Origin of the sequence: Halobacillus sp. Marseille-Q1614 (assembly GCF_902809865.1) — a bacterium.
In the GTDB taxonomy this organism is placed as follows: domain Bacteria; phylum Bacillota; class Bacilli; order Bacillales; family Halobacillaceae; genus Halobacillus_A.
In genome coordinates this window covers 1,831,319-1,849,809 of record NZ_CADDWH010000001.1, presented here as the reverse complement: position 1 = coordinate 1,849,809, position 18,491 = coordinate 1,831,319, and the positions used below count along the sequence as shown (strand labels likewise).

The following is an 18,491-nucleotide window of genomic DNA, read 5'->3' as shown; positions in this document are numbered from 1 at the left end:
ATTTCTTTTTCTTCGTTAGGCTTATTATACCAATAAACATTTGGGTTAACTCCTATATCTCGACATAACTCTACATATTTAAATACCTGCTTTAAGAATAATTAAGGTATATAGTTGTATAGACCACTATAACCCTTGCTGGTAAACTAAAGATATGCTTTTTCTATAATATGGAAGGGAGAAGTGGTTTTATTGGACCGAAGAAAGGTAATGTCCTGTTTTGGCATTGTTGTCCTTATGGTTCTCAGTATGTTTGGAAATTCTGGCAGCATTTTCGCAGAGGAAGCAGTGGGCAAAAAGGTAGACGTAAGGGTCATGACTTACAACATCGCAGCCGGGATTGGTTCTGACAGAGTGTACGACACAGAAAGGATTGCTCAAGTTATTGAGGAGTCCGGCGCTGAAGTCATTGCTTTACAGGAAGTCGATGTTCATTGGGGAGCACGAAGCAGCAATGACGACATTCTTGCAGATTTAGCCGAGCGTTTGGACATGTTTTCATTTTTTGCCCCGATTTATGACATGGATCCTTATGTTGAAGGAGACCCAAGAAGACAGTTTGGTGTAGCGATTTTAAGTAAGTATCCAATTGTACAAGCCAAAAATCACAACATCACTAGACTTTCCACACAAAATTCCACCCCAGAACCTGCTCCAGCACCAGGATTTGCAGAAGCTGTCATTAATGTGAAGGGTGCCCTGGTTCCTTTCTATTCCACTCACCTTGATTATCGCGGAGATCCAACCGTAAGAACGATGCAAGTTGCCGACATGATTGAAATTTTTAATGAGCAAGAGGGAGAAAAAGTACTGATGGGGGATATGAACGCAACTCCTAATGCTTTAGAGTTGGCCCCATTATTTGAAAGCTTTAACGATGCCTGGAGTGAAGTCAGGGATGATGCAGGCTATACTTATTCTGCTTTATCGCCGAGCAAACGGATTGATTACGTGTTTGTCTCAGAATCAGTTAAAGTCAAGAATGCCGAAGTGGTCGGGTCTCTCGCTTCTGATCATCTTCCTGTCGTTGCTGACTTGACTCTGAACCGAGGTAAAAATGGCCATATTATGGAGAGGAGTGAAGAGTAGTGAGAAAAACATTTTTGAAAGCGTTTACTTTAATGGTGGCTTTAGTTTTGTTGCTGCCTGGTTTTGCCCAAGCCTCCTGGGATGATCCAGTCAAGCCGGGATGGGATGATGAAAAGGCGCGAAAAGGCTGGATCCAGAGTAAGATTCAGCATATGACTCTAGAAGAGAAAATCGGTCAGCTGTTTATGATCCATGTGTATGGTAAAACACCAGCTGATCCAAATTATGAAGATATTAATATGCGGCAGAACCGCGGTGTGAAGAATTTTAAAGAAGCTATTGAAAAGTACCATATTGGAGGAGTTATTTATTTTAACTGGACCGACAACATTGGTACACCAATCGACTTCGCGCAGGTGAACGCACTCTCTAATGGCCTGCAGGATATTGCGATGGATCAAAGAATGCCGATTCCATTAATGATTGCTACGGACCAGGAGGGCGGAGTCGTCGCGCGGGTGACCGAACCAGCCACAGTTTTCCCGGGAAATATGGCACTAGGAGCAACCCGTTCCACGGAGTATGCCCGCCAGTCTTCTGAAATTATGGGCATGGAATTAATGAGCTTAGGAATTAATATGGACTTAGCCCCAGTGTTAGATGTTAATGTGAACGCTGAGAATCCTGTCATCGGGGTACGTTCTTTCTCAGAAAACCCTGACCTTGTAGCAGAAATGGGAGCTGCTCAAGTCGAAGGTTATCAGAACGAGAACGTCATGGCGACAGCTAAACACTTTCCTGGGCACGGGGATACCAATGTCGATTCCCATTACGGCCTGCCTATTATTAACCATGATTTAGAAACTTTACATGAAGTAGACTTAAAGCCATTTAAAGAAGCGATTAATGTGGGAATCGATGCTATCATGCCAGCACATATCGTAGTTCCGGCATTAGACGATTCCGGTCTTCCGGCCACTTTATCTAAACCGATACTTACGGATCTGCTTCGAGAAGAAATGGGCTTTGAAGGTGTAATAATAACGGACAGCCTTGGCATGTCAGGAGCAAATGTTGTCCCACAAGACCGCGTGCCGGTAGAAGCATTCAAGGCGGGTGCTGATATTTTACTGAATCCGCCGAATGTTCCGCTTGCTTATAACTCTATGCTGGAAGCAGTAAAGAGCGGGGAGATCTCAGAAAAACGAGTTGATGAATCTGTCTTCCGTATTCTTGAAACAAAATTCAAACGTGGACTTTTCCACGAACCAGGTGTTTCTTCTGATGCCATCCAAAATATCGGACTTGAGGAGAATTTAGCGTTAGCCGATCAAATGACAGAAGACAGCATTACCCTTGTGAAAAATGATGGGGTCCTGCCGCTTTCTGAAGGTGAGAAAGTCTTTGTTACGGGACCATCTATCGCAAATCCGCTTATGCTTGCAGATTTGCTGGGAGAGAAGGGGATGGAAGCTGAATCTTACTCTACAAATACAAGCCCATCTTCCAGTCAAATTGCTAACGCGGTGGAAAGGGCAGAAGGGTTTGATAAGGTCATCGTTACTGCTTATACAGCGAATACAAATTCTGCACAGCAGCGGCTGGTGAATGAATTAAGAGAAGCGGGCAGCAAAGTTATCGTTGCATCCATGCGTAATCCATACGACATCATGGCCTTCCCTGATGTAGAAGGCAATGTGTTAACGTATGGTTTTAGGGGAGTTTCCGTAGAAGCACTGGCGAAAGTATTAAGTGGAGAAGTAAATCCAACAGGCAAGATGCCGGTTACGATTCCAGAGCTTTATCCGTACGGTCATGGTCTGTCTTATTAATTAAAAAATGACGCGGCTTCCTTTCTTAGAGGAAACCGCGTCATTTTATTTGCTCACTTTTTGATAATCCATTTTTTCTTCATAAAATTGATGGGCTTCTTCGCGCTGCAGACCTGACGACAAAGCCACAGACTCATAACCGTGGGTAGCGGCCCACTTATGTACAAAAGATAAAAGCACCTTGCCATAACCTTTAGACCTTATGTTTGAATCGGTAACTAAATCACATACCCAGATAAACCGCCCGTAATAAAGAGTGGTCTGCGGCATAAAGCCAATGACAGAGGCGATCTGATCACCTTGATAGAGTGCAAACATTTTATAACCTTCATGTTTTTGCGCTTCTCCTACAATGTTTAGATAGGATTCCTGACTATGCTGGGAGCGCAGCTGCTTCATAACCGGAAAAGCTTCGATCCATTCTTCGCCCGTTTTCAGCTCTTTAATCTCAACCATTTGATTCCTCCTCTGTTTTCCTTGAAGTTATTATAGTGAACTATGGAAAGATGGGGAAGGGGGTTCTTGCTTAAAGTAACGGGTACTTCTGTTATTTGGATCAGAAAGGGGGAAGTCGTCCTCCTATGGGGTCTTGTTTTCTCGCAGGAGTGTTTGCGAATTCCATTACCGTATCATCAAATTCATTTAACCAAGCCTGAAAAATAAAAAAGGAAGCAAATGTCCACTTCCTTTATTAATTCTTTAATTTAATTTCTTTAAGGCGCTGCCGCTGTTCATTGGGCCACCAGGCTCCACAGTCGCTGGACACGACACAAGCTGCGCATGTTTCAAGATCATAGACTTTCATTCCTCGTATCGGCGGAGAGTATAAATGAAGAGTAACGAGCGGATCGTCTCCGTTTCGTTTCATTTTGTGTACTCCTCTTCTCGGAGCGAAAAACATTTTTCCTTTTTCTTTATACTCTGTAAAAAGGGGAAGTGGGAGGGAGTCTCCTTCGGCTTTATAAATCGTTTGTTTGGTTTCCCCTTCTATCACTTGAATCCAACCGACAGACTGGCCGTGGTCATGCGGGGCACATTCGATGGCGGCCCAGTTCATTACAATCATTTCAACATGCTCGTCTTCATAAATCATCTGCCTGTAATAAGGCTTGCCTTCTGGTGATTTTAAGTATTCCTGCAGTTCATGAATCGATACATCGAGTTCTGTGAGAATCGATTTTAAATCCTCACGTTCATAAGAGTTTACCTTTTGAAAAGCTTCTTGTACACGCTGCTTTAACATCATACCGCTGCACCTCTCCTATTTTTTAATAAAAGGGATTTTTCCCTGCACTATAATTACTCCTGCAATAATCAAACAGCCGCCAATCAGTGAAGCAGCAATAAATTTTTCGTGTAAAAGAATCATTGCTGAAATCAGTGTGGCTAAAGGTTCGAAATACAAAAACACGGATACTTTTGAAGCTTGCATAACTTCCAAAGCTTTCGCCCAGTACCAGTAGGCGATCGCTGAAACGAAAATGCCTAAAAACAAGAGGTGAGCCCAGTGTTCTGCTTCTAAAGAAGCCAGCTGCATAAGCCCCTTGTTCCTTATGAAAAAAGGCAGAGTCATGCAGAATCCAACGAGGCTCATATAAAAAGTAATGACGACAGAAGGCATAGGAATGGCGAGTTTTTTCAATAAAACAGAATACACCGCCCAGTTTAAAGTGCTTAAAATCATCAGGACATACCCGATACTTAAAGTGAAACCAAGCGTTCTCCCACTGCCTAACGTGGTGATCATGATTACACCTGATACGGCAGCTGTAATCCCGATAACTTTTCCTGCGGTGAGTTTCTCCTGAAGAAAAAGAAATGACAGGATTACAGTAAATATAGGCGAAAAGGAGATCAGCCATCCGGCGTCTGAGGCGTGAATCGTCAAAAGTGCGGTGGCCTGGATCACCTGATGGACAAAGACACCTAAGATGCCGAGAATCAGCAGGTGAGGGAGGTATTTGATTGGGATTCTTAATGGATACTTAAATAAAAGAATTATCAAAAATAGGAAAACAATGCCTATGCTAAATCGAACGACGAGAAGAGAGAAGGGATCCATTTTCTCTAACACGGCTTTAGTGGAAACGAAAGAAACTCCCCAAAAGGTAATCGACATCAATGCATAAAGGGAAGCGCTTACTTTTAACGGAGATAAACTCATGTGCTGTGTCCTTTCTTAACGGCCTTCCTCTAAATATATGTAAGAATAGGACGGGCATGAGTCATGTGTTTCATCTCTATATTCATTTTAGATGAGCTTTAGTGTTTAATAGAACTCAGTATTCAATGGGATTGATAGGTATTTAAGTGAACCTTGAGACGGAAGAAAATCTATGAATTACCTCATTTTTTTCCTAATATCTGATTCTATAGGTTTAATATTATGCCAATGTATAGTGATTTACTTCATGAACGGAGTGATAATGTTCAATTATCACTTTACATTCTCTTTAAAGAACATTATTTTGTGAGGGTTAAAATGACCAATCAATATAATAGACCCATATTAGTGTTTAGAAATAGAAAAGTATGGAATTAAGTCAACAGGTTGTCCTAGAAAAAATGAGTATGTTCGGACTGTGTTGAGTACTATCATTGTTTGCTAATATTTTATTTATGATAATTCTCGTCCTTCTTATTTGAAGGGCGTTTTCTTTTTGTGAACTTTGTAAACGCAGAGTTAAAAATTCGTTAATTTTAAATATCGACAAAGTACTGTGAAATAGGATGTGATGAAATCATGCTGAAAAAAGTGATCGGTTTAATCATAGTAGTTTTAATTTGTACGGCCGCAGCTGATAAACCATTAAAAGCTGAGACTTATACAGTGCAAAAAGGAGACACGCTATCGAAAATAGCTGACAGATTTGGAGTATCTGAAGATAAGATTGCTAATTTGAACAAATTACTGTCCACACAGCTTGAACCAGGAAGACAATTAGAAATCCCTGTTGATATTCCTCATTTTGCTGCTAAAAAGCTGGGTGTTTCTTTACCCGAATTACTAATAGGTCCAAGCATCTCTTCCAAACATTTGATAAAAGCGGAATCTGCAAATGGAGCTGTATATATGGGAGATTCCAGTAAGAAGCGTATTGCTTTGACTTTCGATGATGGACCAGAAGATCAGTACACGCCAGAAATTTTAGAGATTCTTAAAGAAAAAGATGTAAAGGCGACATTTTTTGTTACGGGCAAACAGGCTAAGGAGTATCCTGCGCAGTTAGAGAAAATTCACGAAGATGGCCATGTAATAGGAAATCATACATGGAATCACCCGAATATAACTGAACTTACCGATAAGCAGCTGAACAAAAATGTTGAATCGACAGCAGCAGAAATTAAGAAAGTTACGGGGTCCAGACCTGACTTATTTCGCCCTCCCTTTGGAGAAATGGAAGATCGCCAAGTAAAACTGTTGGATAAAGACGGGTATCATTCGATTTTATGGACCGCTGATACAAAAGATTGGATGGGGGTATCCTCAGAAGAAATCATCACCAGAGTGAAGCAGGATGCCAGCCCCGGAGTTATCGTGCTTCAGCACAACTACCATTCATTGGGTCAATTTGAAACTGTCGAAGCTCTGCCTCAAATTATTGACGATTTACGAGCGGACGGCTATGAGTTCGTTACCGTTACTAAGCTTTTAGAGAGTAAGTAATCTTGAGGTAGACATAGGACTTAATGAAAAATTTCAAATAAAGGAGTGATACTTTGGATATATGGATTACGATTTTTTTCTTAGTTAGTGTGACATTTCCGGTTTTACACTTATACCATTGTCTCCCTTTTTTCCGTGACACTAATACTAAACAAAGTGTTCAGGGAGATGACAAAGAGCAGGGGGTCAGTATTTTAGTTCCGTGTTTCAATGAACAAGGCATCATTGAAACCTCAGTGGAGAACATGAAATCACTGCCTTATTCTCAATTCGAAGTTCTCTATATAAATGACGGATCTACTGATAATACCATGACCTATTTAGATGATTTCCTGAAGCTGAAACCTTGCTCTTTGTCCCCGCACTGTAAAATATCCCATGAGAAAATTGAGGGGATATATCAATCGGAACTATACCCGCATATCTTCGTCCTAGATAAAGTGAACGGAGGAAAAGCGGATGCCTTAAATGCGGGAATTGAGTATTCCGCTAAAGACTTAATCATCACTTTAGACGCAGACACTATTTTAACGGACAAAGCTTTAACTGCCGTTAACCATGAGTTTAAAGATGAAAATGTCGTGGCAGCAGGGGGAATGGTCCACGTGCTGCAGACCAAAACCAACAATCCTTTAGAGCGTCTGTCTCTTAGGCATGCAAACATGCTGGTAAGAGTTCAAGTACTTGATTTCCTAAAAGCCTTTTATATTTCAAAGTTGTCACTTGTACGTTTTAAAGCTTTGGCTGTTATTTCAGGAGCTTTCGGTATTTTTAACAAACAAGTGCTTTTTGATGTGGGAGGATATAGGAAAACGATAGGAGAAGACATTGACATTACACTGCGTATCCAGAGGTACATTGCGAAACATAAAAAAATGAGAATCAGTTTCATAGAAGATGCGGTAGGCTACACGGAACTGCCTGAAACATGGAAGGATTTAACCAAACAACGTTTACGCTGGCAGAAAGCCTATGTTGACTGTGTCATTCATTTCGGATCGTTTTTTGGAAAAACTCTATTTAGTAAAGCCGTTTCTTTCTTTTATATATTTGAAACTTTCTTAGTAGGGACCCTCGCTTCATATGCGATGACAGGGATAGTGATATATAACATGATGGAAAATCCGGAAAATTCCTTTTTAGACTATGCGTTCTTTTACCTGTTCTTTATTTTCCTATTTGGAGTAGTGTACGATTTGGTCGCACTTGGAATGAACAAACATCACGGATTCTCCTTTCAGAAGAAAGATATACTTCGTCTACTATCCGCTATTCTTTTTGATATATTTATCTATCGGTTTGTATCGATGTATTTCGTTATGTATGGAAGTATCTCTTACTTCTTCAACAAAAAGTGGAACAAAGTTGCACGGACTGGCAGGAGCTATCATCAGAAGGATTCAAAAAGTGCAGCGTAACTGCAGCTTAATTTCAAACTATAGTTGCGGCCCAAAAGGTAACAGGTTTTATAGAGGGGGACAGGAGAATGGGTAAAAAAGTTCTGCTTTTTACTTTAACCTTTTTTACTGTATTGGTTTTAGGAGTCATTAGCTATGCGTTTAATTTTATAACATCTACCTCCTCAAGCATACATGAAGATATCGACAGGAATCCCAGGTTTGCAGAAAGGTTGGAACACATCGATTTAGACTCTGGCGATCCTATATCTATATTGGTTATGGGTCTTGACACTCGTGCTGGTGAAAAAGGCGGACGAGCCGATACATTAGTGCTCGTAACGATTAACCCTCAAACTCAATCTACGCATATGGTGAGTATCCCGCGTGATACGTACACGAAGATAAAGGGAGCTAAAGACAAGATTAACAGCTCTTATCAAGTGGGAGGGACGGAGATGACGATTTATGCGATTGAAAATCTCTTAGATGTCCCTGTTGATTATTTTGTTAAAGTCAACATGAGAAGTTTTACAGATATAGTAGATACGCTAGGCGGGATTGAAGTAAACAATGAGATCGAATTTAATAGTAATGAATTAAAATTCACAAATGAAAAGAATTTGTACTTCCCTAAAGGTCAAATTGAATTAGACGGGAAAGAAGCTTTAATTTATGCTCGAATGAGAGAATTGGATCCAAGAGGAGACTTTGGCCGGCAAGAACGGCAGCGTCAAGTAATAGAAGCTGTGATTCAAAAAGGAGCAAGTATTTCTTCTTTAACGAAATTTAGAGAATTAAGTAAAGTAGTAGAGAAGAACGTAAAAACCAACTTAACTTTCAATGATATGTGGAAGGTTCAATCAAATTATAAAGCTGCTCGAAAGAATATAGAGACACACAAAATCGAAGGAACGGATAAAACAAGATTCGGAACTTACTATTATATGCCGGATGAAAGAGAACTTCAGAAGCTTACGAATACCTTGAGAACTCATCTAGAGTTAGAGACTAAAGATTTGGATGCTGATGATTCTTCAAAAGAAAGTAAGAATGACGAATCAGAAAAAGAAAATATCAAAGAATCAGATAAGAACACCAAGGATGAAGACAGCTCGGAAAAAGAAACTAAGGAAACCAGCGAATCTGGTACGGAAAAAGAAAGAAATAAAGACTCTAATAACACCAGCAAAGATGAGTCCAATACAGTAGAAGAAAAGACAAATGAACAGAGAGAAGATAAAGATTCAAGTAAAGAAATCTTAAGAAAATCAGATCAAAAAGAAAGCAAGAATTCTAACGAAGAAAGAGAGTCAGTAACTAAGCAAGAAGATAGTAAGGATAGTAATAGTGACAAGCCAAATGTAGAAAAAGTGATTACTAAAGATTGGTCTGCGGTACCTACTAATCAAGAAAACCACTCGATCGTGACTTTTGAAAAAGGTACACAGGATTGGGAAGAGATGACCACAGCTATCGCGAAAGGGGCCGGCTTATCAAAAGATAATATGATCTTATGGTGGGCAGAAGGCAGCGGTACAAAAAGTGCGATTGCCACAGTGACAAATAAAGCACAAACCCAAAACTATCGCGTATACGTGACTTGGATAGATGGAGCAGGCTATACGCCTACTAAAGTAGAAGTACTTCACGAAAACGATAAAAAATAACGAATACTTTGATGGGCAGGTACATTAAAGAGTTGAACGAAAACTAACGCGGTTCCTAATGACGGGAACCGCGTAATTTTTTTGTCAGCTAGATAAAAAAGTAAGGGTTCTGCGAGACATCCTGCAAAAAAGACGGATGTTCGTCCGCTTAAAAGCGAGCGGGTTCCCCTGTTTAATATGTAATCAAAGATAATAAAAAAAACGTGCTGGGTTCCACGAGCCGTGGAACCTAAAGCACGCATCAATCCCATTAGCTGCAATTAGATAAATCACTTTCTATTTTAGAACCAGGAATCAAATAAACTGCCGCCGCTTCTATTTCGTTTTCTGTTATTGTTATTATTACTGGCTCCCATTACATCATTTCTTAAGCAGCGGTTTACCGCACGGCAGAAATCCTCTCCGTCGATATAAGATCTAACAGGTACTCTGAAGTTATTGTCGGAGGCTCCTGCTACATCATTCCCATTACAGGAAGAAGCACCTGCTACGTTATTATTGTTGCAGCTTCTATTATTATCAGAAACTCCTGCAATGTTGTTGCGTCTTCTATTGTTAGAAGCACCGCCCACGTTATTGTTTCGATAGCGTTCCATACTTATTCACTCCCTTTGTTCGCAAATAGCGATACACTATATTTTATGTAGTTGATGGAAATCTGCTAAGACAACCTCCTACGATTCTCACAAAATGTGCGTTTGATTTAACCGGTGTTCACTAATGAGGCCTAATCTGCTGTGTTCAGCCATGCTGGAGTTGCAAGCATCGTAAATCAAATTGAACAGTTAGGTGAAGGATAAACCGATCAAAAGCACAATTCCAAAGGAGTTGTGCTTTTTCTATATGTTCCAGATTAAATGGTGTAATTATACCTTAATGGGGTAATATATTTATACATGCATTTGAAATCATAAAAATAATCAGGTGATATGCGTGTTTATTTAAATATAGGAACTATTTATCTTTTGACTGAATATACCTATACGGGGTATAATCTTTTAAAGATAGGAGGTGTATGTACATGACTGATGATCAAATCCTGCCGGAAGTCAGTGATAAGAAACCTGTCACACCACGAACCAATAAAGAAAAAGATGCAGTACTTAACCGTTTAAAACGAATTGAAGGTCAGGTAAGAGGGATACAAAAGATGGTGGAAGAAGAACGCTATTGTGTTGATATTCTCATCCAGATTTCTGCGATTAACAAAGCATTAAATAAAGTGGGATATAACCTGCTTGAACGTCATACCCACCATTGTGTGGCGGGTGCGATTAAAGACGGAAACGGTGAAGAAGCCATCGATGAGTTAATGAAAGTCATTCAGCAATTCTCTAAGTAAGGAGGGGTATTTATGAGCGGACAAAAGAATATGCACATCGGCATCACTGGAATGACTTGCTCTGCCTGCTCAAACCGGATTGAAAAAGTACTTAATAAAATGGACGGCGTTGAAGCGAGCGTGAATTTAACAATGGAAGATGCCGCTGTCAGATATGATGAAAGCCGGGTTCAGCCGCGTGAAATAACTGAAAAAATAGAAAAACTCGGCTATGGAGTACAAAAGGAACAAGTGGAGCTTGATATCCACGGAATGACGTGTTCCGCCTGTTCTACAAGGATCCAGAAGGTTTTAAATAAAATGAATGGAATTGAAAATGCGACTGTGAATCTGACAACTGAAACCGGATACGTTGAATACCAGCCTGATCAGGTTTCCATCGACGATATTATTGAAAAAGTGAAGAAACTCGGATATGAGGCGGTTATCAAGCAGGACCGCGAGGAAAAAAAGGATCATAAAGAAGAAGAGATTAATAAAAGGAAACGCCAGCTATGGATATCGGCCATTCTTTCTTTCCCATTACTGTATACGATGGTTGCCCACCTGCCATGGGATCTTGGAATACCAGTGCCGGGTATCTTGATGAATCCGTGGTTTCAATTTCTGCTGGCGACTCCCGTTCAATTTTATATCGGAGCTCGTTTCTATGTCGGGGCATACAGGGCATTGCGAAATAAAAGTGCCAACATGGATGTGCTCGTAGCTTTAGGAACGTCAGCCGCTTACTTTTACAGCCTCGTAGAAGCTATTCGCTGGCAGCGGAATCCTGAGATCATGCCCGAGCTTTATTTTGAAACAAGTGCGGTTCTTATAACGTTAATCTTAGTGGGTAAACTGTTTGAGTCCCTGGCCAAGGGGCGCACTACGGCAGCTCTTACCAAAATGTTGAATTTACAGGCCAAGGAAGCAATAGTCCTGAGTGATGGCAAAGAAGTGAAAGTGCCTGTTGATCAAGTTCAAGTGGGAGATATTTTAATAGTTAAACCAGGTGAAAAAATTCCGGTCGACGGAAGTATTATTCGCGGAGCCACGTCTGTGGATGAAGCGATGATTACAGGGGAATCTATCCCTGTTGAAAAAAATGAAGGCGACCCCGTTATTGGCTCAACGATTAATAAAAATGGTACAGTCCAAATAAAAGCCGAAAGAGTAGGAAAAGATACAGCTCTATCAGGAATCGTAAAAATCGTGGAAGAAGCCCAAGGGTCAAAAGCACCCATTCAGCGGACCGCCGATGTGATTTCAGGCATTTTTGTTCCGATTGTTGTAGGGATTGCCGTTCTTACTTTTATTATCTGGTTTGCTTTCGTATCTCCAGGCGAGCTTCCTTCAGCACTTGAAGCCGCTATCGCAGTCCTCGTAATTGCGTGTCCTTGTGCGCTTGGACTTGCGACTCCAACGTCTATTATGGTAGGAACAGGGAAAGGCGCAGAGCAGGGTATCCTTTTTAAAGGCGGCGAGTATTTAGAAGGAACGCAAAGCTTAACGACTGTTTTATTAGATAAAACAGGTACGGTTACGAAAGGGAAGCCTGAAGTTACAGACTTCGCTGCATTTGATCATGACGAAGATGAACTGCTTTCGATATTAGTGGCTGCTGAAAAAGCCTCCGAGCACCCGCTGGCAGAAGCAATTGTTTCCTACGGACAGAATATGGAAGTTAAGGAAGCGGAGGACTTTGAAGCGATTCCGGGATACGGCATACAGGCGAAAGTAGATGGCCATCAGGTTTACGTAGGAACGAGAAAGTTGATGAGACGCGAAAACATCTTTTTTGAGCGATATGAAGAGACAATCTCAGATCTCGAAAGCAATGGAAAGACAGCCATGCTTATTGCCATCAACGGAGAAATGAAAGGTTACGTCTCTGTCGCTGATACGGTTAAAGAAACATCCAAGCAGGCGATTGCTGATTTAAAAGCACTTGGACTGAATGTTTACATGGTAACCGGCGATAATGAGCGAACAGCTCAGGCGATTGCCAAGCAGGTGGGAATTGATGGAGTTTTTGCAGAAGTACTGCCTGAAGAAAAAGCTGAAAAAGTAAAAGTGCTCCAGCAGCAAGGAGAGAAAGTCGCGATGGTGGGAGACGGTATCAATGATGCCCCATCACTCGCAACCGCCGATATTGGTATCGCGATTGGCACAGGGTCTGATGTCGCGATTGAGACTGCAGACGTGACGTTGATCGGCGGCGATCTTGAAAACTTAAGCAAAGCCATCATGTTAAGCCGTAAGACGATGAAAAATATCCGGCAGAACCTGTTCTGGGCCCTTGCTTATAACACAGCCGGCATTCCGGTAGCGGCAATTGGATTGTTAGCTCCATGGGTAGCAGGTGCGGCGATGGCCTTTAGTTCAGTAAGTGTTGTTAGTAACTCTCTTCGCTTAAAGAGAGCAAAAATATAAATTTGGAAAGGATGTAATAGTATGCAAACAACGTTAATGGTAGAAGGAATGACTTGTGGACACTGTGAAAAAGCAGTAAAAGGGGCTTTAAAAGAAATCGAAGGTGTTCAGGAAGTAAAAGTTCAATTGGAAACAGGAAAGGTTGAAGTTGAGGCCAGTGATGATGTAAGTAAAGAAGTTATGAAAGATGCGATTGAAGAACAGGGATATGACGTAGTTTCATAAGTAGAGGAGAAGCCCAACAGTATAGTCGGGCTTCTTTTTTTGTGAAATTTTAACGCTTATATATTTCAAATATATTAAAAATTTATTACAAACCGCAAAATTCGACAATTTTCTCATAATATTGTTTATAGGAACTCGAAAGAGGAATATTGTCAGATAAAAATGCGGCTAAGCAAGCCGAGAAGTTTAAGAGGTTGAAGTAAATGTTGAAAAAAATGAGCATTACCCTGATCATAATTATACTTAGCAGTCCGCCGGTCCTATTAGCTGCTGAAAAAAAAGACAAAACTTTGAATTTATTAAGCGAGGCAGCTATCGTGATCGACGAAACATCTGGAACTGTCCTTTATGAAAAAAATGCGGATCAACAGATGTACCCGGCGAGTCTTACTAAAATTGCCACAGCCATCTATGCTATAGAAACTGCCGATTTAGAGGATAAGGTGACTGTCAGCCAAAAAGCCAGAGAAGCAGACGGGACCAGGGTATACTTAGAAGCTGGGGAAGAAGTTACTCTTGATAAATTAGTAAAGGGCTTATTAGTAAACTCCGGGAATGACGCCGGTATTGCTATTGCTGAGCACATAAGCGGAGATGTTGAGCAGTTCTCAAAAGACTTGAATGATTATTTAAGAGAGGAAGTCGGGCTTAAGAATACACACTTTAAAAATCCGCATGGCTTGTATGACCCTGAACACAAAACCACAGCTGAAGACCTCGCCATCCTGACCAGATATGCACTTAAGAATCCGACCTTTTCCGAGTATTTCGGGATGAAAGAGCTCGACTGGAAGGGCAAAGCGTGGGAGACTAAGATTATTTCCCACCATAAGCTTCTCATTGACCCAAATCAGACGGATATTACGGGCGGGAAGACAGGCTATGTTAATCAATCAGGGACAACGCTGTCGACATCAGCAGAGAGAGACAACTTTAAAGTAATTGTCATTACACTAAAAAGCGAGTCACAGAGGATTGCCTATCAAGAAACTCAAAAGTTAATTAAATATGCTTTCGATAACTTTGAACCTTCCTCGATCGCTGGAAATAAAGTATACAAATTCGATGGGAAGGAATATGAAACACCTGAGGAACTTCACTTTGTAAAACCTAAAGAGCACAACATTGAAGAAGAAATAACGAATAATGGTATCCTTGAAATAAACAGTGATACAAGAGAAGATCCTCTTCTAACTTTTCAATTAGAAGAGGTACAATCAAATGGTGCTGATCGTGCTCAAGAGGCTTCTGTACAATCTTCAACATCCACAGCTTCTCCCAATCATTGGATATTCAGGCTGTTTTACTATTGGCAATTGGCTTTACTTTAAGCTCCAAAGCCGCAAATCGTGCTAAAAAGAGAAGCCGGGTACCGAGCTTCTCTTTTTAATTTAGCCGTTTATTATAACTCCACCATTTACGTGGATCATTTGCCCAGTCACGTAGCTTGAATCGTTTGAAGCCAAGTAAACATAGGCAGGCGCCAATTCTTTAGGCTGGCCTGGCCGGCTCATTGGGTTATCAGAACCGAACTCCGCTGTTTTCTTAGCATCAAAGCTGGCTGGAATCAGCGGCGTCCAGATCGGTCCGGGTGCCACGCCGTTAACTCGAATTCCTTTTCCGACAAGCGACTTTGCCAGAGAACGGGTAAACGTTGTTATCGCTCCTTTAGTAGCGGAATAGTCGATCAGCTGTTCATTGCCGCCATAAGCAGTGATGGATGAAGTATTAATAATCGAGCTTCCCTGCTTTAAGTGAGTCAGGACAGCTTTTGCCATATAGAAGTATGAAAAAATGTTGACCCGAAAAGTTTCCTCTAATTGCTCATTTGTAATGTTCAAAAAGTCTTCCTGTGGATACTGAATCGCCGCATTGTTGACTAATATATCAATCTGGGAGAATTCCTGAATGATCTGATTGACAGCATCTTCACAAAATCCGGCATTCCCTACATTGCCGCTGAGAAGCTTGCATTTTCGTCCTTCTTTTTCAACGAGAGATTTTGTGAAATTGGCGTCATCATGTTCATCTAGGTATAGGATGGCCACATCGGCGCCCTCTTTGGCAAAGTATAAGCTGACCGCTCGGCCGATTCCGCTGTCTCCTCCGGTAATAACGGCCACTTTCCCTGATAGTTTGCCGCTTCCCTTATAGTCAGGGTCTTCAAATTGGGGGAGGGGGTTCATTTCGTGTTCAAACCCCGGCTGACGGTCCTGGTGCTGTTTTGGCTGTATTTCTTTCTTTTGATTTGTCATGTATGATCCTCCTTTAGAAAAGTAAGCTAATAATAAGGATGCCCCTCACAGGAAAATTCACTCATAAAGATTGACTACAAGGTCTAGCTGAACAGATAATTTCATATAAAATAGTAAGATTAAAAAAATTCTAAAAATAACAGTGTTTGCTGCTAAATTCTTTATAGTATAATAAAGGAGTGTGTAAGCGCGTGTGCCCTATTTGAAAAGCTCATTTTATGACTTAAACTAAAGCTATTCAAAGGATTTCACAGGCACAGAGGGCTATCATAGGGAAAGTTAGGAATAATAGACAGTAGTCCGTAAAATCATGTAAAATAGTATTGTTATACCATTTGTTAAAAAAGAGGAGATACGCATTCATGGAAACGACGATTAAGCTTGCAGCGGTCGCGCTATTAATTATTTTGACAGCGTTTTTCGTTGCAAGCGAGTTTGCGATTGTAAAAGTAAGGAAGACCAAGATGGAAGCCCGGGCAAATGATGGTGACAAAAGAGCTAAAAGGGCACTCAAGCTTACCAATAATTTAGACTACTATCTTTCAGCATGTCAGTTAGGGATTACCATCACAGCCCTTGGATTGGGGTGGCTGGGTGAGCCGACGCTGGAAGTGTTACTCTATCCGTTGTTGGGAGAGCTGAATTTACCGTCTGGTTTGACCCATACGATTAGCTTCGCAATTGCGTTTTTTGTGATTACATTTTTACATGTAGTTTTAGGAGAGCTTGCTCCTAAAACGATGGCGATACAGAAAGCCGAAGCCATTACCCTGTTATTATCGAGACCTTTAATCATATATAGTAAAATAATGTATCCGTTAATTTGGGTATTAAATGGTTCAGCCAACGTCCTCATCAGGATGCTTGGTTACAAGACGGCCAAGGAATCCGATGAAGTTCATTCAGAGGATGAACTGCGTCATATACTGACGGAAAGTTATCAAAAGGGAGAAATCAACCAGTCAGAATATGAATATGTGGACCGTATTTTTGAATTTGACAACCGAACAGCTAAAGAAATTATGGTCCCCAGGATGGAAATAGCAGTTGTCGATATAAATGACCCTATCGATGAAACGCTGGACTTTTTGAAAAATGAGAGATATACAAGATATCCTGTCATTGACGAAGACAAGGACCATATCATTGGTGTCCTTCATATTAAGCAGCTGTTTAATACGGACTGGGATACGTTAGAAAGCCTTCACCCATTCGTTCACCCTGTCATCAAGGTTTTTGAAAATATCCCGATCCGCGATCTTCTTGTAAAGATGCAGGCCGAAAATACCCACCTTGTTGTTCTCATCGATGAGTATGGCGGGACCTCTGGTATTGTGACAGCGGAAGATATCATTGAAGAGATTGTCGGAGACATCCGTGATGAATTTGACAAAGAAGAAGAGCAGGATGTAGTGGAGAACGAAGATGGAACCTACATTGTCGATGGAAAAGCAGCGATCTCCTATATCAATGAATATTTTGACATAGAACTTGAAAGTGAAGATGTAGATACGATATCCGGCTGGATACTAAATCAGGATATCGATGCGACAGAAGGCACGGTAGCTGCCCATGACAGCTTTAACTTTAAAGTCGTTAAAATTGAAGATGACCATATTCAGAAAGTTAAAGTCTGGGTAGAAGACGAACAAAGCTACATTATTTAATTTCGGGCAACGTGGAATGGCACTTGTTGATTTTATACGGCAAAGCAAGGGGCTCTGTGAGAATCCTGCTTAAAATAAGGGCGGTTGAGACATCGCAGTGCGGTTTTCATGAGGAGGCTTGACCGTTCGTCTGAAGGAAAGTGAGCAGGCGCCCGCTTTTAAGAAAATTAACCTTAATCACTTTAATAAAGCGCAGTTTCCTATAAATAGGAACTGCGCTTTTTTGCTGATTCTTAATATGGACATGTCTTCATATATTTGAAGTAAAACTTGTCTTATATTGAGGGGATGCTCATGAATACTTTATTCAGGAAAGCAGCCGCAATTATTATGGGAAGCATACTTTTAGCGGTAGGAATCAACCTGTTTTTAATCCCGGATCAAGTACTTGACGGGGGGGTGATCGGCTTAGGTCTAATCGCCAATTATGTCTGGCACATTAAGGTCGGGTTTACGATCATCTGCATAAGCTTGCCCATTTTTACGATTGCATGGTTTTATTTCCGGTCTTATTTTTACAATAGCCTGCATGGACTGTTGATGTCTTCATTTCTTATCGACTTCTTTAGCGGAATCCGCGCCTTTCACCTGGATATCCCGCCTGTTTTCTGTTCGATCATTGGCGGGATTCTAGTCGGAAGCGGCATCGGGTATATGCTGCGCCATCAGACGAGCACGGGAGGGACGGATCTTCTCGCACAAATGATCGCTAACATTTTTAAAATAAATGTCGGGTTTGTCATTTTGTTCATTGATTTGGCCGTTATATTGTTAGGGGGTTATTTACTTTCCGCACAGACGTTACTGCTTTCGATTGTAACGATTATCAGCGTCGCTTTGGCAACGATGATGTTTACTGTAAGGTTGTCCTTATCTCCTGCTTAAGAAACCTGGGCGATTGGCTCAGTTTTTTGTGAGGTAAACCTTTATTCATGAGAACAGGTGATTTTGCATAAACATACGAATCAACTCCAGGTGAATCAACTAAACAGGAG

At 41.0% G+C, this 18,491-nt stretch carries 16 protein-coding genes and 1 pseudogene; 12 read left to right on the top strand and 5 right to left on the bottom strand.

The features are described from left to right. Positions 1-192 precede the first annotated feature (192 nt). Positions 193-1,089 (top strand): endonuclease/exonuclease/phosphatase family protein, encoded by an 897-nt coding sequence (locus tag HUS26_RS09305; protein WP_254434164.1) that lies wholly within the window; start codon positions 193-195, stop codon positions 1,087-1,089. Beyond that, on the top strand, positions 1,089-2,861 hold the full coding sequence (locus HUS26_RS09300; RefSeq protein WP_254434163.1) for a glycoside hydrolase family 3 protein: 1,773 nt from the start codon (positions 1,089-1,091) through the stop codon (positions 2,859-2,861). Before HUS26_RS09305 ends, HUS26_RS09300 begins: the two co-directional genes overlap by 1 nt. Before the next feature lie 45 nt (positions 2,862-2,906). On the opposite strand, the gene HUS26_RS09295 is transcribed toward HUS26_RS09300, so the two are convergent. The 3 genes from HUS26_RS09295 to HUS26_RS09285 form a co-directional block, all read right to left on the bottom strand. Further along, entirely contained in the window at positions 2,907-3,317 is a 411-nt protein-coding gene (locus HUS26_RS09295) for an N-acetyltransferase (RefSeq protein WP_173916897.1), read from the bottom strand. A 235-nt stretch (positions 3,318-3,552) separates the two neighbouring features. Beyond that, positions 3,553-4,107, bottom strand: a complete 555-nt coding sequence (locus tag HUS26_RS09290) for a cysteine dioxygenase family protein (protein WP_173916896.1) — start codon at positions 4,105-4,107, stop codon at positions 3,553-3,555. Between the two features lie 15 nt (positions 4,108-4,122). Beyond that, the gene (locus HUS26_RS09285; protein WP_173916895.1) at positions 4,123-5,025 is read right to left on the bottom strand and encodes a DMT family transporter; all 903 of its coding nucleotides are present in this window, start codon (positions 5,023-5,025) and stop codon (positions 4,123-4,125) included. Between the two features lie 579 nt (positions 5,026-5,604). Between HUS26_RS09285 and HUS26_RS09280 the strand changes: the two genes are divergently transcribed. From HUS26_RS09280 to HUS26_RS20215, 4 genes and pseudogenes are all read left to right on the top strand, one after another. After that, on the top strand, positions 5,605-6,528 hold the full coding sequence (locus tag HUS26_RS09280) for a polysaccharide deacetylase family protein (RefSeq protein WP_173916894.1): 924 nt from the start codon (positions 5,605-5,607) through the stop codon (positions 6,526-6,528). 53 nt (positions 6,529-6,581) lie between these two features. After that, complete coding sequence (locus tag HUS26_RS09275) at positions 6,582-7,946, top strand: glycosyltransferase family 2 protein (protein ID WP_173916893.1); 1,365 nt, start codon at positions 6,582-6,584, stop codon at positions 7,944-7,946. A gap of 50 nt (positions 7,947-7,996) precedes the next feature. Then, positions 7,997-8,932 (top strand): annotated as a pseudogene (locus tag HUS26_RS20220) (LCP family protein); the annotation flags it as partial. A 366-nt stretch (positions 8,933-9,298) separates the two neighbouring features. Further along, the gene (locus tag HUS26_RS20215; RefSeq protein WP_371809623.1) at positions 9,299-9,595 is read left to right on the top strand and encodes a YrrS family protein; all 297 of its coding nucleotides are present in this window, start codon (positions 9,299-9,301) and stop codon (positions 9,593-9,595) included. 281 nt (positions 9,596-9,876) lie between these two features. On the opposite strand, the gene HUS26_RS09265 is transcribed toward HUS26_RS20215, so the two are convergent. Beyond that, the gene (locus HUS26_RS09265) at positions 9,877-10,191 is read right to left on the bottom strand and encodes a hypothetical protein (protein WP_173916891.1); all 315 of its coding nucleotides are present in this window, start codon (positions 10,189-10,191) and stop codon (positions 9,877-9,879) included. Positions 10,192-10,616: 425 nt separating this feature from the next. Here HUS26_RS09265 and HUS26_RS09260 point away from each other — a divergent pair, with 425 nt between their 5' ends. From HUS26_RS09260 to HUS26_RS09245, 4 genes are all read left to right on the top strand, one after another. Then, positions 10,617-10,937, top strand: a complete 321-nt coding sequence (locus tag HUS26_RS09260; protein ID WP_173916890.1) for a metal-sensing transcriptional repressor — start codon at positions 10,617-10,619, stop codon at positions 10,935-10,937. 12 nt (positions 10,938-10,949) lie between these two features. After that, positions 10,950-13,349 (top strand): heavy metal translocating P-type ATPase, encoded by a 2,400-nt coding sequence (locus tag HUS26_RS09255; protein WP_173916889.1) that lies wholly within the window; start codon positions 10,950-10,952, stop codon positions 13,347-13,349. A gap of 21 nt (positions 13,350-13,370) precedes the next feature. Further along, entirely contained in the window at positions 13,371-13,574 is a 204-nt protein-coding gene (locus HUS26_RS09250) for a copper ion binding protein (protein ID WP_173916888.1), read from the top strand. 203 nt (positions 13,575-13,777) lie between these two features. Next, a complete protein-coding gene (locus HUS26_RS09245) occupies positions 13,778-14,905 on the top strand; it encodes a D-alanyl-D-alanine carboxypeptidase family protein (protein WP_173916887.1) in 1,128 nt (375 codons plus the stop codon). A gap of 60 nt (positions 14,906-14,965) precedes the next feature. On the opposite strand, the gene HUS26_RS09240 is transcribed toward HUS26_RS09245, so the two are convergent. Then, entirely contained in the window at positions 14,966-15,829 is an 864-nt protein-coding gene (locus HUS26_RS09240; RefSeq protein WP_173916886.1) for an SDR family oxidoreductase, read from the bottom strand. Positions 15,830-16,191: 362 nt separating this feature from the next. Here HUS26_RS09240 and HUS26_RS09235 point away from each other — a divergent pair, with 362 nt between their 5' ends. After that, entirely contained in the window at positions 16,192-17,496 is a 1,305-nt protein-coding gene (locus HUS26_RS09235; protein WP_173916885.1) for a hemolysin family protein, read from the top strand. Positions 17,497-17,790: 294 nt separating this feature from the next. Beyond that, positions 17,791-18,381, top strand: a complete 591-nt coding sequence (locus tag HUS26_RS09230) for a YitT family protein (RefSeq protein ID WP_254434162.1) — start codon at positions 17,791-17,793, stop codon at positions 18,379-18,381. Positions 18,382-18,491: the final 110 nt, after the last annotated feature.

Coding starts and splice junctions, on each gene's coding strand:
- HUS26_RS09260 (WP_173916890.1), top strand. CDS start 10,617: ATGACTGATGATCAAATCCTGCCGGAAGTCAGTGATAAGAAACCTGTC.
- HUS26_RS09250 (WP_173916888.1), top strand. CDS start 13,371: ATGCAAACAACGTTAATGGTAGAAGGAATGACTTGTGGACACTGTGAA.
- HUS26_RS09285 (WP_173916895.1), bottom strand. CDS start 5,025: ATGAGTTTATCTCCGTTAAAAGTAAGCGCTTCCCTTTATGCATTGATG.
- HUS26_RS09290 (WP_173916896.1), bottom strand. CDS start 4,107: ATGATGTTAAAGCAGCGTGTACAAGAAGCTTTTCAAAAGGTAAACTCT.
- HUS26_RS09280 (WP_173916894.1), top strand. CDS start 5,605: ATGCTGAAAAAAGTGATCGGTTTAATCATAGTAGTTTTAATTTGTACG.
- HUS26_RS09295 (WP_173916897.1), bottom strand. CDS start 3,317: ATGGTTGAGATTAAAGAGCTGAAAACGGGCGAAGAATGGATCGAAGCT.
- HUS26_RS09240 (WP_173916886.1), bottom strand. CDS start 15,829: ATGACAAATCAAAAGAAAGAAATACAGCCAAAACAGCACCAGGACCGT.
- HUS26_RS09265 (WP_173916891.1), bottom strand. CDS start 10,191: ATGGAACGCTATCGAAACAATAACGTGGGCGGTGCTTCTAACAATAGA.
- HUS26_RS09245 (WP_173916887.1), top strand. CDS start 13,778: ATGTTGAAAAAAATGAGCATTACCCTGATCATAATTATACTTAGCAGT.
- HUS26_RS09230 (WP_254434162.1), top strand. CDS start 17,791: ATGAATACTTTATTCAGGAAAGCAGCCGCAATTATTATGGGAAGCATA.
- HUS26_RS09235 (WP_173916885.1), top strand. CDS start 16,192: ATGGAAACGACGATTAAGCTTGCAGCGGTCGCGCTATTAATTATTTTG.
- HUS26_RS09255 (WP_173916889.1), top strand. CDS start 10,950: ATGAGCGGACAAAAGAATATGCACATCGGCATCACTGGAATGACTTGC.